Below are 14,889 nucleotides of genomic sequence, written 5' to 3'. Positions count from 1 at the left end.
CTGCCGGGCTCGGCCGCGCCGCCTTTCTGACCTGGCATTTTCCGGAACAATCCATTCGGTCGTACGGACACGACTCTTCGGAATTCGGCATTCCGGATGTGGGGATGTGCTCCCGTCGTCACAACCTTGTCTCACGGACCTTGCCGAATGGGTGGCCAGGACGGCCCGGAGGGGTGATCATGAGGAGACCAGAGCGCACTTCCCATGAGGAGGCACGGGTGGCCGAGACTCTGAAGAAGGGCAGCCGGGTGACCGGCGCCGCGCGCGACAAGCTCGCGGCAGACCTGAAGAAGAAGTACGACGCCGGTGCGAGCATCCGGGCGTTGGCCGAGGAGACCGGCCGCTCGTATGGCTTTGTGCACCGCATGCTCAGTGAGTCGGGCGTCACGCTGCGAGGGCGTGGCGGGGCGACCCGGGGCAAAAAGGCCACGGCCTGACCCCGGGTGGCCCCTCGGCTCCGATGGTGGCCACCCGGTCGGTCGACTGATCGGCCGGGTGGTTACTGTGCAGTCACTTAAGCGTGGCCCGACACGACGGCGCAGCCGTCGTACGGGCTCGTAGGACCGCACACATCGGAGGCGTCCCATGGCTTCGCCCGACAAGGACCTCGTTCCCGTACTCGACAAGGACGGCGTACGGCTCACCGTCGACGACACGATCGCCACGGTGACGCTGACCAACCCGGACAAGCGCAACGCGCAGAGCCCCGCTCTGTGGCGCGCGCTGACCGAGGCCGGGCGGCAGCTGCCGGGCTCCGTCCGCGTCGTGGTGCTGCGGGCCGAGGGCAAGTCCTTCTCGGCCGGGCTCGACCGACAGGCGTTCACGCCCGAGGGCTTCGACGGCGAACCGTCGTTCATCGACCTCGCACGCGGCGCCGACGCCGAGTTGGACGCGACCATCGCCGAATACCAGGAGGCGTTCACCTGGTGGCGGCGCAGCGACATCGTCTCCGTCGCCGCCGTCCAGGGGCACGCCATCGGGGCGGGCTTCCAGCTCGCCCTCGCCTGCGATCTGCGCGTCGTCGCCGACGACGTGCAGTTCGCCATGCGCGAGACCAGCCTCGGACTCGTGCCCGACCTGACGGGCACGCATCCGCTGGTGGGACTCGTCGGCTACGCCCGCGCGCTGGAGATCTGCGTGACCGGGCGCTTCGTCACGGCCGAGGAAGCCGTGAACACCGGCCTGGCCAACCTCGCCGTGCCCGCCGGTCAGCTGGACGACACGGTCCGCGACCTCGTCTCGGCCGTGCTCGCCGCCCCCCGCGACGCGGTCATCGAGACCAAGGCCCTGCTGCGCGGTGCCCAGGACCGCACGTACGAGGAGCAGCGCGCGGCCGAGCGCCAGTCGCAGGCCCGCAGGCTGCGGGACCTCGCGGGCGTCGAGGACTGAGCCGCGCGGGGCAGGAGCCTCGCCAGGTGAACGACCGGCCCCGGCCGTCCGCCGCCGGCGTCCCGTTCACCGGCGGCCTGCGCGCCGACAGGCCGCCGCTGCCCTCGGGCCCCGCGGCACCGCCCAGGCCGGGACCGGGGCGGTCCCGCCCTCGGGCCCCGCGGCAGGCACCCCGGGCCGGGAGCGGAGACGCGGTCAGCCGATCGCGCTCACCACGACCGCCACCGTCGGGTGATCCGACAGCGTCCGCCTGACCGTCGTCCGGACCTCGCGGGCCACGTCCCGGGCCCGCTGGTCCGAACCCACCGCCAGCTCCAGCCGGACATGGCGGTGGGGCAGCGCGGCGCCCTCGGGGAACAACAGCTCGATGTGCACGGGGTGGCCCAGCGTGCCGGTCAGATGGAGCACACCCGGGACGCCGAGCGCAGCGGCGGCCACCCGGCCCTCGTCGTCGCCCCCGGCCGGCGCGGCACTCGGGGGCGCGGGAAGGCGTGCGGCAATCCCGGCTTCCCCGGGCCCCTCCTCGTCCAGCAGCCCCGTCACCCGCAGGTCCACCTCCGTCACCGTCAGCCCGAGCCGCCGGGTCGCCGCGGCCGCCAGAGTCTCCCGCAGCAGAGCCGCCGTCGCCGGCAGGGGCTGTGAGGCCGTCGCGGCGAACTCCGCCGTCACCCGCAGCGGACCGGGCGGCAGAGCACTCGGTGGAGCGGGTACGGCCGGCTCCGCGGTGTCCGCCGCATCGGCGACCTCGACTCGGAGCGCGTCGAGGCGCAGTCCCGGCGCGTCCCACACCGCGCTCCGCAGCACCGCCTCGACTGCCCGCTCCGCGATCCATGCGCCGTCCCGCGCGTCACCCAACGGCAGAAGCCTGCCGATTCCCAGCTGATGTCTCACTGCCTGTGCCCATCGTTCGGCCGTCATTACTCCAGCCTGCCGCATCAAAGGCGCGCTTCCACGCAACCATGCATACCGTGGTCGAAGGACGACGAAAAGGACGTACGGCGATGACTGACATCACGCAGAACCGGGGCGGGGAGACCGAGACCGCGGCGGTACGCAGAAGCCCGTTGGCCAAGCACAGCGGGGGAGACGCCGGTTCCCGCGGGCGGACGACCATCGCGGACGGTGTCGTGGAGAAGATCGCCGGCCTCGCCGCACGCGACGTCGACGGTGTGCACGCCATGGGCAGCGGCCTGTCCCGCACGTTCGGAGCAGTGCGCGACCGCGTGCCCGGCGGCCAGAAGTCGGGAGTGAGCCGCGGGGTGAAGGCCGAGGTCGGCGAAGTGCAGGCGGCCCTCGATCTGGAGATCGTGGTCGAGTACGGCGTGTCGATCGCCGATGTGGCCCGCGACGTACGGGAGAACGTCATCACCGCCGTGGAGCGGATGACCGGGCTGGAGGTCGTCGAGGTCAACATCGCGGTGAGCGACGTGAAGCTGCCCGACGAAGAGGAAGAGGAACCGGAGCGCCGAATCCAGTGAGGCACGGGTCATCGGACAACGACACAGCGGCTGAGGAGCTGAGGAGCGCATGAGCATGGCCGTGGTCGGCATGATCGCCGGCATGGCGTTGGCCTTCGCCGGATATTTCGGCGGATTCGGCGCCTTCCTGCTGGTGGCGGCACTGGGCGCCGTCGGCTTCGTCGTGGGCCGGTTCGTGGACGGGGACCTGGAGTTCGGCGACTTCTTCCGTCCTCGCGAACGTGAACGGCGGCGGTGACGCCCGTGAGTACGGGGGCCGGCGAGCTCGACAGACCCCTGACCGTCGTTCCGGCGGGCGAGCGCGGCGCGACGCGGATCGCCGACCGGGTCGTCGCGAAAATCGCTTCGCAGGCGGCGCACGAGGCCGTCGGCACGCTACCGGCCGGCATCGGCCGGCCCTCCGCGTCCGTCGTCGTCCACCGCGAGGTCGCGCACGTGCGGATCCAGCTCGAACTGGGCTACCCCTGCGACATCGGCGCCCGCTGCCGCGAGGTGCGTCACCGAGTCGTCGAGCAGGTGAGCGCCTTGGCGGGCATGCAGGTGCCGGAGGTCGTCGTCCAGGTGGAGCGGCTGCACCTGGACGCGGCGCTCCGCGCGGTAGAGGGGAGGACGCAATGAGCGAACCCCAGGGCACTCAGCCCCCCGAGGACAGCACGCAGCGCCTGCCCGTCCTCGACGAACAGGAGACGGAGAACGGCGACGGACCCGACCGGGACGAGTCGTCGCCCTCCTCCGGGCCACCGCCCGAACTCGAGGGCAAGGGCGGCCGCGAGGGCCGCTTCTGGTCGGCGCGCCGCATCCCCGCGGGCATCGTCGCCCTGCTGCTTCTGGGGCTCGTCGGGCTGTTCCTCTACGACATCGTCTCCGTGCGCGCCGGCCGGCCCGGCATGTACTGGCGCCGGGAACTGGCCCAGCAGCTCGCCGAACGGCCCCTGGACGACACCTGGGTGCTGGTCGGCGCCGGGATCGCCGCGGTCCTCGGGCTCTGGCTGCTGATCCTGGCGGCCACACCCGGCCTGCGGAACGTGCTCCCGATGCGGCGCACGCACGCCGAGGTCCGCGCCGGACTGCACCGGGACGCCGCCGCCACCGCGCTGCGGGACCGGGCCATGGAGGTGGCCGGCGTGCAGTCGGCACGGGTACGGGTGCGCCGGAGGCGGGCGGACGTCCGCGCCGTGTCGCACTTCAGGGAAGCGGACGATGTACGAACCGATCTGGACGACGTACTCACCGACGCGGTCCGCGGACTGGGGCTGTCCCGGCCGCCGTCGCTGTCGGTGCGTGTCCGGCGCCCCGGCCGGAAGGAGTGAGAGCGGTGCTCGGGATCGTCAACCGTGTGTTCCTCGGCCTGGTGGGCCTGATCCTCTTGGTGCTGGGCGGCTCCGTCCTCGCCGTCGGTCTCGGCGTCTCGGCGCCCTCGTGGTGGATCCACGACAGCAAGCACGACGTGCTGCTGAGCAACGCCGAGCGCACCCGCTGGCGTGACGACGGCTGGTGGTGGCCGGTCGTCATCGCCGCCCTCGCGGTCCTGCTGCTGCTCGCCCTGTGGTGGCTCGTCGCCGTCCTGCGCCGGCGCCGTCTGGCCGAGGTCCTCGTCGACACAGGCGACGGCGAGGGCGCGCTCCTGCGCGGCCGGGCCCTGGAGAGCGCCCTCACCCAGGAGGCGGACCACATCGACGGCGTGGACGGAGCCCAGGCCCACCTGAAGGGCGGGCGCAGCACCCCCGAGGCCCACGTACGCCTCGCACTGGAGCCGCATGTCGATCCGGGAACGGCCTTGACCGACTTCACGACCGGCGCCCTGGCCCACGCGAAGACATCGGCGGGTCTTGAGTCCCTTCCGGCGGAGGTGCGCCTGCGGGGCGTCAAGCACGGCGCAGAGAGAGTGAGTTGAGGACACGCTTCAGGGACACGCCCCAGGGGGGCGCGGGGCTGGATCGACACGCGGCTCCGCCGCGTGGGCGCGACCAGCCCCCGCGACCCGCGGGCGTCAACGGTCAGAACCCGTGGCGCGCTCCACCATCGACGGGCACCATCACTCCGGTCAGGTAGGAAGCGGCCGGCGACAACAAGAACGCCGCCACCCGTCCGAACTCTTCGGGCGCCCCGTACCGGCGCAGCGGAATTCGCGACTCCGACGCCGCCCGGGTGGCCTCGGGATCCGCCGACAGCGCGTCCAGCTGCCGTACCCGGTCGGTGTCGATCCGCCCGGGCAGGACACCGACCACCCGGATGCCGCGTGGCCCCAGCTCGTCGGAGAGCGACTTGGCGAATCCCGCGAGCCCCGGCCGCAGCCCGTTGGAGATGGTCAGCCCCGGGATCGGCTCGTACACGGACCCGGACAGCACGAACCCGATGACGCCCCCGGCCTCCATCTCGGCCGCGGCGGCGCGGGCCAGCCGCACCGCACCGAGGAACACCGACTCGAACGCCGTCTGCCACTGCTCGTCGGTGTTGTCCGCGACGAACCCGGCCGGCGGCCCGCCCACGCTGACGAGGACACCGTTGAAACGGCCGAAGTTCTCCCGTGCGGCCGCGATCAGCCGGGCCGCCGCCTCCGGGTCGGCGTTGTCGACGGCCACCCCGACCGCGTTCGGCCCCAGCTCGGCGGCCGCCTCGGCGACACTCTTCTCGTCACGCCCCGAGACGACCACCTTCGCCCCGTCCGCGACGAGCTCCCGCGCGGTGGCGTTGCCGAGGCCCCGCGTGGCTCCGGTGACGACGTACACCCGGTCCTTCAGTCCAAGATCCATGGTCCCTATCCTGCCCCGTCCTCACCGAACAGGGCGAGGGCGGTGTTCACCAGCCCGATGTGGCTGAACGCCTGCGGGAAGTTGCCGAGGTGCCGTCCCGTCACCGGGTCGAATTCCTCGGACAGCAGCCCGACGTCGTTGGCGAGCCCCGCCAGCCGCTCGAACAGCTCCCGGGCCTCCTTCGTGCGGCCCGTCATGAACAGGGCGTCCGCCAGCCAGAACGAGCACACCAGGAAGGCGCCCTCGCCGCCGGGCAGCCCGTCGATGCCCGTGTCGTCCGTGCTGTAGCGGCGCACGAAGCCGTCACGGGACAGTTCCTCGCGGACCGCGTCGATCGTGCCGATCACCCGTGGATCGTCCGGCGGCAGGAATCCGACGCGCGGGATGAGCAGCAGTGCGGCGTCCAGTTCGCGTGAGCCGTAGGACTGCGTGAAGGTGTTGCGTTCCGCGTCGTAGCCCTTCTCGCACACTTCCTCGTGCACCTCGTCGCGCAGCGCGCGCCAGCCGTCCAGGTCGCCGTCCAGCTCCGGATGGCGCTCCAGGGTGCGTACGGCACGGTCGGCGGCCACCCACACCATCACCTTCGAGTGCACGAACCGGCGCCGGCCGCCGCGCACCTCCCACAGCCCCTCGTCCGGCTGCTGCCAGTGGGTGCGCAGGAAGTCCAGCAGGGCCGTCTGCAGTGCCCACACGTCCGGCTGGGCGGACAGGCCCGACTCGCGGGCGAGCGACAGGGAGTCCATGACCTCGCCGTAGACGTCCAGCTGGAGCTGCTTCACGGCGTCGTTCCCGACGCGTACCGGGGCGGACTCGGCGAAGCCGCACAGCCACGGCAGCTCGAACTCGGGCAGCCGGCGCTCGCCCGCCACGCCGTACATGATCTGCAGGTCCGCCGGGTCGCCCGCGACCGCTCGCAGCAGCCAGTTCCGCCAGGCCTCCGCCTCCTCCTGGTAACCCGCGGCGAGCAGCGCGTTCAGGGTGAGGGTGGAGTCGCGCAGCCAGCAGTAGCGGTAGTCCCAGTTGCGCACCCCGCCCGGTTCCTCGGGCAGCGAGGTGGTGGGGGCGGCGACGATACCCCCCGTGGGGGCGTAGGTGAGCGCCTTGAGGGTGATCAGGGAGCGGACGACGGCGTCCCGGTACGGCCCCTCGTAGCGGCAGCGCGACACCCAGGTCCGCCAGTCCTCCACGCTGTGGCGCAGGGCGTCGTACGGGTCGACGAGCGGTGGGCGGTCCTCGTGGGAGGGGTGCCAGGTCAGGACGAAGGCGACCTTTTCCCCCTTCTTGACGGTGAACTCGGCGTGCGTACCGAAGTCCTCGCCCCAGCTGGTCACCTCGGGCTCGCTGCGCAGCCATGCCGAGTCGGGTCCGGCCACCGCGACGCGGTGGCCGTCGGCCTTGCGCACCCAGGGGATGATCGAGCCGTAGTCGAAGCGCAGCTTGAGGACGCTGTGCAGCGTGACCTCGCCGTCGAGGCCCTCGACGACACGCACCAGGTCGGGGGCGCGGTCGCGTTGGGGCATCAGGTCGGTGACCCGGACCGCCCCCTGCCCGGTCTCCCACTCGGTGTCCAGGACGAGGGTGTCGCGGCGGTAGGCGCGCCGGGTGCAGCGGTCCGCCCCCACGGGGGCGATACGCCAGAAGCCGTTGTCCTCGTCGCCGAGCAGTCTGGCGAAGCAGGCGGCCGAGTCGAAGCGGGGCAGGCACAGCCAATCGACGGATCCGTCCGTACCGACCAGGGCCGCGGTCTGTTCGTCGCCGATGAGCGCGTAGTCCTCGATGCTGGGCACCCAGTGCGGGTTCCCGGCAAGTCGGCGCGGCAATCAGGGCGGGGGCCGGGGGAGTGATGTGTCCTGGGTGGCAGGCGCCGCCGGTGCCGGGCCGGGTGCGGCCGAGGGTCACACGGCCGCCGGCCATGGCGTCGCGCGGGGCGTCGCACGCCGTCTGACCGGCGCCGGGTTGCGGTTCCTACATCGCTGCCGGCTCGGACTCCGTCGTGGATTCCGCAGCCGCCTTCTGGGCCCGCTCACGGGCTTCGCGGCGGGCCAGGACCACCCAGCCGACCGGGACGGCCGCGGAGAACAGCCACCACTGGATGGCGTACGCGTAGTTCAGCGCCGCGTCCTCCTTGCCGGGGTTGCCCAGCAGCTCGGGGACGTCGCCCCTGGGTTCGGGGGAGGTCTGGGCGATGTAACCGCCGAGGACGCCGGCGTCCAGGCGCCGGGCCTGTTGTTCGCTGTTGATCAGCATGATCTGCCGGTCGGGCAGGCCCTGGAGGTTCTTGATGCCGCTCGCCGCGGTCGTCTCGTCGGGCATCAGCCGCCCCGCGACGGTGACCTCGCCGCTCGGCGGCGCGGGAACCTTCGGGAACGTCGTCTGGCTCGGGCCGTCGGAGGGGATCCAGCCCCGGTTGACCAGCAGCACCTTGCCGTCGTCGAGGACGAACGGGGTGAGCACGTGGTAGCCGACCTCGTCGTCGGAGTTGGTGCGGCGCCGGACGACGACCTCGTCCTCGGTGTCGAAGCGGCCCTTCGCGGTCACCGTGCGGTACCGCTCGGCGCTGGTCACGGTGTGCCCTGGGGCGGTCAGCTTCTCCACGGGCACCGGGTCGGCCGACAGCGCATCGGTGACCAGCTGGTTCCGGGCGGTGCGCTCCTCGTAGCGATGCATCTGCCAGATGCCCAGCCTGATCATCGTGGGGATGAGAAGCAGGGCGATCAGCGTGAGGATCACCCACTGCCGGGACATCAGGAAGCGGTACACCCCACGACCGTACAACTCGGTCGTGGGGTGCATTCAGTCGGGTGCGGGTTCAGACCTTGTCGACAATTCCTGCCTTTCCCTCCGCGCGGGCGCAGTGGGCGCCGCAGTACCAGTGGCCCTCGACCTCGACACCCTGACCGATGATCTGCACCCGGCAGTGCTCGCAGATGGGGGCCATGCGGTGGATCGCGCAGGAGAAGCAGTCGAAGACGTGCACCGCGCCCTGCGCGTGCACCTCGAAGGTCATTCCGTACTGATTGCCACATACCTCACAGGTCGCCATGCGCCACAGGGTGAGCCGTCGCCCCCGTGCGAGCGAGCGGGCGCCGGGCGAGTCGCCCGGCAATCACCCGTCCGTACGGTCACCCCTGCGGGGTGGGTCATGCCTGGGACGCCGGTTCCACATCCGCGAGGAGCTGCCCGAAGGCCGCCTCGTCCACGACCGGCGTGCCGAACTGCCGGGCCTTGACGACCTTGGAGGTGCCCGAGTCCGGATCGTTCGTGACGAGCAGGCTGGTCAGGCGGGACAGGCTCGTGGCCACGTGCAGCCCGGCCTCGGCCGCACGGTCCTCCAGCAGGTCCCGCTCGGTGGAGGTGTCACCGGAGAAGGCGACCCGCATGCCCTGCTTGAGCCGCCCGCCCGCCTCGTAGCGCCCGGGGTTGGGGTAGGGGCAGGCCGGGCGCTTGCGGGACGGGCGCCAACTGCTCGGCCGGTAGCCGCCGTAGCCCCCTCCTCCGGGGCCGGCCTGCTGCCCGATGCGGGGTGCGGCGGGACGGTCCGCCCACTCGGTGAGCGGCCGGCACTCGTGCAACGGCAGCCGTACGTTGTTCGCCGCCGCCGCCCGCAGGCTCGGCCGGAACGCCTCCGCCAGCACGCGCGCGTCGTCCAGGGCGTGGTGCGCCCGCTGCTGGACGACGCCGAAGTGTGCCGCGAGGGACTCCAGCTTGTGGTTGGGCAACGGCAGGCCGAGTTCCTTGGAGAGCGCGATGGTGCACAGCCGCTGGCGCACCGGCGCCTCGCGCTCGGCGCGCGCGTACTCCCGGGCGATCATCTGCCAGTCGAAGACGGCGTTGTGCGCGACCAGCACCCGCCCCGCCAGCCGGGCCGTGAACTCCTCGGCGATGTCCGGGAAGAGGGGCGCCCCCTCGAGCGCCTCGCTCGTCAGTCCGTGGATCCACACGGGGCCCGGGTCGCGCTCGGGGTTGACCGTCGTGTACCAGTGGTCCTCGACCTCGCCGCGCTCGTCCAGCCGGTAGACCGCCGCGGAGATGATGCGGTCGTCCCGGGCCAGGCCCGTGGTCTCCACGTCAACGACCGCGTACCCCTTGGGATACGCGGCCGGCCACGGCGTGGCCGAGAACACTGCGGTCGTCAGGTCTTCCAGCATGGTCACTGAGGATACGGGCCGCGACTGACACCGCCGTCCGTCAGGTGTGCCGGCCGGGCCCTTCCGACACCCCCTCAGGCGTGTTGTCCGGTCTGTCCGTTCGAGGGGTGTACGTCTGATCGGTCCTCAGTCGATCAGCCGGGCGTCTCCCTGCCCGATGTCTGAATTCGCCCCGTACCGGATTGGCGGAGATCGCCAAGAAGCAAGCGTGTACCGTCGGTAATACTTGTGGGTAACAACGTCTGGCCGGGGCGGGACTCCGGTCCTACGGTGCTTGCATGCCGAACCTGCCCGATGTCGTGCTGTGGTCCGTCCCCGCTTTTGTGCTGCTCACCGTGGTCGAAATGGTGAGTTACCGCCTCCATCCCGACGAGGACGCGGAAGGCTACGAGGCGAAGGACGCCGCGACGAGCGTGGGCATGGGGCTCGGAAGCCTCGCCTTCGACTTCGTGTGGAAGATCCCGATCCTGGCGATCTACACGGCCCTCTACGAACTCACGCCGCTGCGTGTGCCCGTGCTGTGGTGGACCGTCCCGCTGATGCTGCTCGGGCAGGACTTCTTCTACTACTGGTCCCACCGCGGCCACCACGTCGTCCGCATCCTGTGGGCCTGCCACGTCGTCCACCACTCCAGCCGGAAGTTCAACCTGACCACCGCGCTGCGCCAGCCGTGGACGACCCTGACCGTATGGCCGTTCTACGTCCCCCTCGTCGCCGTCGGCGTGCACCCCGCCGCGCTCGCGTTCTGCTCCTCCGCGAACCTCGTCTACCAGTTCTGGATCCACACCGAGCGCATCGACAAGATGCCCCGCTGGTTCGAGTTCGTCTTCAACACCCCCTCCCACCACCGTGTCCACCACGCCTCCCAGGGCGGCTACCTGGACCGCAACTTCGGCGGCATCCTCATCGTCTGGGACCGGCTGTTCGGGTCCTTCGTCGCGGAGACCGAGCGGCCGCGGTACGGACTGACCAAGAACATCACCACGTACAACCTGCTCAAGGTCGCCACGCACGAGTACGTGGCCATCGCCAAGGACCTGCGAGCGGCCCGCGGTTGGCGCGAGCGCGCGGGGCGCGTGTTCCGCGGACCGGGCTGGGGACCGGGACCGGTGACTCCCGCGCCGACTCCGTCGCCGACCGCCGCCCCGGCCCCGTCCCCGGCCGACGCGACCGCCCCGGCTCCGTCCCCGCCCGACACGACCGCGCCCGTTTCCGGGAGCGGGCCGGTTTCCGGGGGCACCCTGGACCTCGCGGCCGTACCGGACCCCGCGGCCGTACCGGACCCCGCGGCCGTACCGGTCGCCGGGGCCGGGACCGCTCCGGCCGGGACCGCTCCGGCCGGGAAGAGCGCGTCGGCGTGAACCGCTCGCGTCTGCTCCTGGCCGCCTTCGGCCTCGCCGTCCTCGTCGACCTCGTCTGCCTCGCGACCGGTGCCGACGCAGGGCACACCGTCGCCAAGCCCCTGCTGATGCCGCTCCTGGCCCTGTGGGCCGCCCTGCGCAAGGCGCCCCGACCGCTCCTCGCCGCCCTGCTGTTCGGCTGGGGCGGCGACGTCCTGCTGCTGTCGGACGCCGAGCCGGCCTTCCTCGCGGGTATGGCCTCCTTCGCGGCGGGCCACGTGTGCTGGCTCGTGCTCTTCGCGACGTACGGCAGCCGGAACGCGGTCCCACGCGCGCGTGCGGGCGTCCTGGCCCTCGGCTACGCCGCCGCCCTCGTGACGACCGTGGCGCTGCTCTGGCCGGACCTGCCCGCTGACCTGCGTGTGCCGGTCGCCGGCTACAGCCTCCTGCTCACCGCCATGGCCTACCGGTCCGCCATCCGGATCGGTCTCTTCGCGGGGCTCGGCGGGGCGCTGTTCCTGTTGTCCGACACGCTCATCGCGACCGGTGTGGCCGGGTGGCCGCAACTGCCCGCGCCGGACTTCTGGATCATGCTCACGTACATCGCCGCGCAGACCCTGCTGACGGTCGGCACGCTCGGGGCGCTCCATGCCCGCAGGGCACCGGCCGTCACGTACGGCGAGATGCGCGCCGTCTGAGGTCCGCTAGCGCAGGGTCGCGATACCGGCGAGGAAGATGTCGACTCCGGCGAGGAACTGTTCGCGGTCGTCGTGCTCACCGAGCCGGGCCGCCGCCGCGTGCACGAACGGGTACCGGGCGGGGTCGATCTGCGCCCATTGCGCGGCGGCGTCCTCCAGGAAGGTCTCCCGGTCCGTGTCGCCGCCCGCGAGCAGCCTCGCGTTAGCGGCGTTCTGGGCGGCGACGCCGAGAACGTAGTTCACGAGCGCGCCGGCCGCGTCGAAGCGGGCCTCCTCCGCAACGGCGAGGGCGTCCAGCAGCCGGCCGATGCTCTCGTAGAAGTCCAGCAGTGCGGGCCGCCACGGCCGGCGGGAGAGTTCCGCCCCCACCCAGGGGTGGGCGTCGATCGCGTCGAACAGGCCGAGGGCGAGGCGGCGCAGACCGGTGCGGGGGTCCGCGTCGGCGACCGCGCCGGACAGCACGCCGGTGATGACGTCGTCCGTGGCCGTGGCGAGCAGATCGCTCTTGTCCGCGACGTGGTGGTAGATCGCCCCGTAGCCGGTGCTCAGGCGCACGGTGAGCGCGCGCAGCGTCAGCGCCTTCTCGCCGCCGCTGTCCAGGATCTCGATCGCGGTCCGGATGATCAGCTTCCTCGACAGACCGTCCGTCCGCCGCGGGGCCCGCGCGGACCCCTTCGCCGCTCTCTGCTCCATGACCCCAGCATCCCACGGATGGAGCGTCGATCCAACTCCGTGTTAGCGTGATTGGAGTGGCGATCCAACGAGGATGCCGCTACACCCCGCGAAGGGGATGGGGAGGACACCATGACGACACCGGTCACCATCGTCGGCGCAGGTCTGGGCGGCCTGACGCTGGCCCGCATCCTGCACGTGCACGGCATCCCGGCCACGGTCCACGAGGCGGAGCGCGCGCCGGACGCCCGCCGCCAGGGCGGCCTGCTCGACCTGCATCCCCGCAGCGGGCAGGCCGCCCTGGAAGCGGCGGGGCTGATCGAGGAGTTCCGCGAGCTGGTCCTGCCCGGCCGCGAGGCGTACCGGGTCATGGACCGGGCGGGCGACGTGCTGCTCGACCTGCCCGACACCGGAACCGGTGAGCGCCCGGAGGTACCGCGCGGAGCGCTGCGGCAGATGCTGCTCGACTCCCTGCCCGCCGGTACCGTCCGCTGGGGCCACAAGGCCACAACCGTGCGGACCCTCGCCGACGGCCGCCACCGGGTGGGCTTCGCCGACGGCACCACCGTGGTCGCGGACCTGCTCGTCGGTGCGGACGGCGCCTGGTCGCGCGTACGGCCGCTGCTCTCCACGGCCGCTCCGCGGTACTTCGGCGTCTGCAGCGTGGAGACGTTCCTCTTCGACGCGGGAACCCGCCACTGCGCCTCCGCCGAGGCGGTCGGAGCCGGCTCGCTGTTCGCGCTCGCGCCGGGCCGGGGGCTGCTGGCCCACCGGGAGGGCGGCGGAACGCTGCACACCTACGCGCAACTGAGGAAGCCCCAGGACTGGTTCGCCGACCTGGACACCACCGATGCCGCGGTCTTCACCGAACGGGTCGCGAAGGAGTTCGACGGCTGGGCTCCCGAACTCACCGCCCTGATCACCGACAGCGACACCCCGCCGGTCCTGCGCCCCGTCTTCACGCTCCCGGCCGGACACCGCTGGGACCGCGTACGGGGGGTGACCCTGATCGGCGATGCCGCCCACCTGCGGGCGCCGAACGGCGAAGGTGCCAACCTGGCCATGCAGGACGGCGCGGAACTCGGCCGGGCCCTCGCGGCGCACCCCGGAGATGCGGAGGCCGCCCTCGCCGCCCACGAACAAGCCATGTTCGCCCGGGCCGCCGATGTGGAAGCGGACGACGACGGCTTCTACAGGCTCATGATCGACGACCACGCGCCGCACAGCGTGCTCGCCCTGATGACCGGCGCCGCACAGGAGGCCTGAATTCCGCCTCCGCGCGCAGCGACAGGCCATCGGCGCAGTGCACATCGCGGTCCGCGCGCCGTTTCGCGACCCTCACCAGCGGATGGGCACCGGGAGCGCCGTCAGAACCCCGGACACCGCGACCGCCAGGCCCAGGGCGACGACCTCCGCCCGGGCCGGAGTGCACGCGGTCAGCGGGTCGGCGGCCCGGCGCAGCCGTCGCCGGGCCCACACCGCGAGGGCGGCGACGATCGCCACGAGCAGCACCTTGGCGAGCAGCGTGCGCCCGTACGCCGTCCCGGTCAGCTGCTCCAGGATCGTCTCCGGCGGCATCCGGCGCAGGGAGCTGCACACTCCCGTCGCGGTGAGGGCGGCGAGCAGGACGACCGCCACGCGCGCGTAGAGGCCCAGCAGAGCCGCTCCCGCCGCCGGGTCGGGACGGCCGCGCCACAGCCGCAGGACGCGCAGCGCGTGCACCAGGCCGCCCACCCACAGCGCCGCGCAGGACAGGTGAACCAGCGTCAGTCCGGCGCCGATCAGCGGGGTGTGCTCGGTCGTGGGGTGGGCGCGCAGTGCCTCGGCGACGATCACGGCGGCCGCCGGCCACACCTGCGTGACCGGCCGGCGCGACACGGCGCACAGCCCCGCCACCAGGAACGCGTTGACCTCCAGCAGGGCGAGCTTGCCGTCCCGGGAGGCGTAGAGCCCCCCGGCGTCGATGTGCGCCCCGCCGCCCGGCACGAGGTTGCCGGTGGCCACGACGGCGGCGAGCCCGAGGGCGGCCACGAATCCGGCGGCGGCCGAGAAGGGGGACCAGCTGCGGGGCAGAGACGGGGGAGCGGCCTCCGGGCCGGGCAGCGATCGCGCCAGCCGGTTCACGAACAGTTCGCCGACGGGTATGCACAGCGCCGCGAACAGCACCGTGCGCAGCAGGGCGATACCGCCGGCGCCGGGCGCCTCGGCTTCCCCGGTACCGCGCAGCGCGGCGGACGGGCCGAGCAGCGGGGTCAGCGCGGCCAGTGTCACCAGCACCAGGACGGCGACGGCCCGGCCCGCACCGGGGGGCCGCAGCGGGCCGCGCGAATCGGTCACCCCGGGTATCGGTCTTGGCGAAGTCACCCCAGGATCTTCACCAACCTCCATACAGCCGGGCAAGTCGGCCGTAC

At 72.4% G+C, this 14,889-nt stretch carries 18 protein-coding genes; 10 read left to right on the top strand and 8 right to left on the bottom strand.

From position 1 onward, the window contains the following. The first annotated feature begins 218 nt into the window (after window positions 1-218). Window positions 219-437, top strand: a complete 219-nt coding sequence (locus tag ACFCXS_RS11740; protein ID WP_010037790.1) for a helix-turn-helix domain-containing protein — start codon at window positions 219-221, stop codon at window positions 435-437. A gap of 148 nt (window positions 438-585) precedes the next feature. Next, window positions 586-1,389: an enoyl-CoA hydratase/isomerase family protein gene (locus ACFCXS_RS11735; protein ID WP_376643086.1), complete on the top strand. Its 804-nt coding sequence runs from the start codon at window positions 586-588 to the stop codon at window positions 1,387-1,389. 195 nt (window positions 1,390-1,584) lie between these two features. Here ACFCXS_RS11735 and ACFCXS_RS11730 read toward each other — a convergent pair whose 3' ends face one another. Further along, on the bottom strand, window positions 1,585-2,307 hold the full coding sequence (locus tag ACFCXS_RS11730) for a nucleopolyhedrovirus P10 family protein (protein ID WP_376643085.1): 723 nt from the start codon (window positions 2,305-2,307) through the stop codon (window positions 1,585-1,587). 83 nt (window positions 2,308-2,390) lie between these two features. Between ACFCXS_RS11730 and ACFCXS_RS11725 the strand changes: the two genes are divergently transcribed. Genes ACFCXS_RS11725 through amaP form a run of 5 tightly spaced genes read left to right on the top strand, consistent with a single transcriptional unit; the run spans window position 2,391 to window position 4,761 of the window. Beyond that, entirely contained in the window at window positions 2,391-2,867 is a 477-nt protein-coding gene (locus ACFCXS_RS11725) for an Asp23/Gls24 family envelope stress response protein (RefSeq protein WP_376643084.1), read from the top strand. A 49-nt stretch (window positions 2,868-2,916) separates the two neighbouring features. Continuing rightward, window positions 2,917-3,105 (top strand): hypothetical protein, encoded by a 189-nt coding sequence (locus tag ACFCXS_RS11720; RefSeq protein ID WP_376643083.1) that lies wholly within the window; start codon window positions 2,917-2,919, stop codon window positions 3,103-3,105. Continuing rightward, a complete protein-coding gene (locus ACFCXS_RS11715; RefSeq protein WP_376643082.1) occupies window positions 3,102-3,485 on the top strand; it encodes a hypothetical protein in 384 nt (127 codons plus the stop codon). The genes ACFCXS_RS11720 and ACFCXS_RS11715 overlap by 4 nt, the downstream gene beginning before the upstream one ends. Further along, on the top strand, window positions 3,482-4,177 hold the full coding sequence (locus tag ACFCXS_RS11710) for a DUF6286 domain-containing protein (protein WP_376643081.1): 696 nt from the start codon (window positions 3,482-3,484) through the stop codon (window positions 4,175-4,177). The genes ACFCXS_RS11715 and ACFCXS_RS11710 overlap by 4 nt, the downstream gene beginning before the upstream one ends. Continuing rightward, the gene (gene amaP, locus ACFCXS_RS11705; protein ID WP_376643080.1) at window positions 4,174-4,761 is read left to right on the top strand and encodes an alkaline shock response membrane anchor protein AmaP; all 588 of its coding nucleotides are present in this window, start codon (window positions 4,174-4,176) and stop codon (window positions 4,759-4,761) included. The genes ACFCXS_RS11710 and amaP overlap by 4 nt, the downstream gene beginning before the upstream one ends. A 103-nt stretch (window positions 4,762-4,864) precedes the next feature. Here amaP and ACFCXS_RS11700 read toward each other — a convergent pair whose 3' ends face one another. The 5 genes from ACFCXS_RS11700 to ACFCXS_RS11680 all read right to left on the bottom strand — a co-directional run bounded on the left by ACFCXS_RS11700 (window position 4,865) and on the right by ACFCXS_RS11680 (window position 9,768). Next, on the bottom strand, window positions 4,865-5,620 hold the full coding sequence (locus ACFCXS_RS11700) for an SDR family oxidoreductase (protein ID WP_376643079.1): 756 nt from the start codon (window positions 5,618-5,620) through the stop codon (window positions 4,865-4,867). A 5-nt stretch (window positions 5,621-5,625) separates the two neighbouring features. Further along, window positions 5,626-7,407, bottom strand: a complete 1,782-nt coding sequence (locus ACFCXS_RS11695) for a glycoside hydrolase family 15 protein (RefSeq protein WP_376643078.1) — start codon at window positions 7,405-7,407, stop codon at window positions 5,626-5,628. Between the two features lie 178 nt (window positions 7,408-7,585). Beyond that, the gene (locus tag ACFCXS_RS11690) at window positions 7,586-8,380 is read right to left on the bottom strand and encodes an SURF1 family protein (RefSeq protein ID WP_376643077.1); all 795 of its coding nucleotides are present in this window, start codon (window positions 8,378-8,380) and stop codon (window positions 7,586-7,588) included. A gap of 49 nt (window positions 8,381-8,429) precedes the next feature. Further along, window positions 8,430-8,663: a hypothetical protein gene (locus tag ACFCXS_RS11685; protein WP_078615365.1), complete on the bottom strand. Its 234-nt coding sequence runs from the start codon at window positions 8,661-8,663 to the stop codon at window positions 8,430-8,432. Window positions 8,664-8,760: 97 nt separating this feature from the next. Next, window positions 8,761-9,768 carry a DEDDh family exonuclease gene (locus ACFCXS_RS11680; protein ID WP_376643076.1) on the bottom strand — a complete coding sequence of 336 codons (1,008 nt, stop codon included), beginning with the start codon at window positions 9,766-9,768 and terminating at the stop codon, window positions 8,761-8,763. A 278-nt stretch (window positions 9,769-10,046) separates the two neighbouring features. Here ACFCXS_RS11680 and ACFCXS_RS11675 point away from each other — a divergent pair, with 278 nt between their 5' ends. Both ACFCXS_RS11675 and ACFCXS_RS11670 read left to right on the top strand, forming a co-directional pair. After that, on the top strand, window positions 10,047-11,129 hold the full coding sequence (locus ACFCXS_RS11675) for a sterol desaturase family protein (RefSeq protein WP_376643075.1): 1,083 nt from the start codon (window positions 10,047-10,049) through the stop codon (window positions 11,127-11,129). Beyond that, window positions 11,126-11,806, top strand: coding sequence for a lysoplasmalogenase (locus tag ACFCXS_RS11670; RefSeq protein ID WP_376643074.1), 681 nt, complete (start codon window positions 11,126-11,128; stop codon window positions 11,804-11,806). The genes ACFCXS_RS11675 and ACFCXS_RS11670 overlap by 4 nt, the downstream gene beginning before the upstream one ends. A gap of 6 nt (window positions 11,807-11,812) precedes the next feature. On the opposite strand, the gene ACFCXS_RS11665 is transcribed toward ACFCXS_RS11670, so the two are convergent. Continuing rightward, window positions 11,813-12,499: a TetR/AcrR family transcriptional regulator gene (locus ACFCXS_RS11665; RefSeq protein WP_376643073.1), complete on the bottom strand. Its 687-nt coding sequence runs from the start codon at window positions 12,497-12,499 to the stop codon at window positions 11,813-11,815. Between the two features lie 111 nt (window positions 12,500-12,610). Between ACFCXS_RS11665 and ACFCXS_RS11660 the strand changes: the two genes are divergently transcribed. Further along, entirely contained in the window at window positions 12,611-13,744 is a 1,134-nt protein-coding gene (locus ACFCXS_RS11660; RefSeq protein WP_376643072.1) for an FAD-dependent oxidoreductase, read from the top strand. Between the two features lie 72 nt (window positions 13,745-13,816). Here the strand turns inward: ACFCXS_RS11660 and ACFCXS_RS11655 are convergent, their stop codons facing one another. Next, entirely contained in the window at window positions 13,817-14,866 is a 1,050-nt protein-coding gene (locus ACFCXS_RS11655) for a CopD family protein (RefSeq protein WP_376643071.1), read from the bottom strand. Window positions 14,867-14,889 lie beyond the last annotated feature (23 nt).

The organism is Streptomyces sp. NPDC056373, assembly GCF_042262425.1.
Classification (GTDB): domain Bacteria; phylum Actinomycetota; class Actinomycetes; order Streptomycetales; family Streptomycetaceae; genus Streptomyces.
Note: the sequence above shows the minus strand (reverse complement) of the source record. Positions and strands in the feature narration are given on the sequence as shown.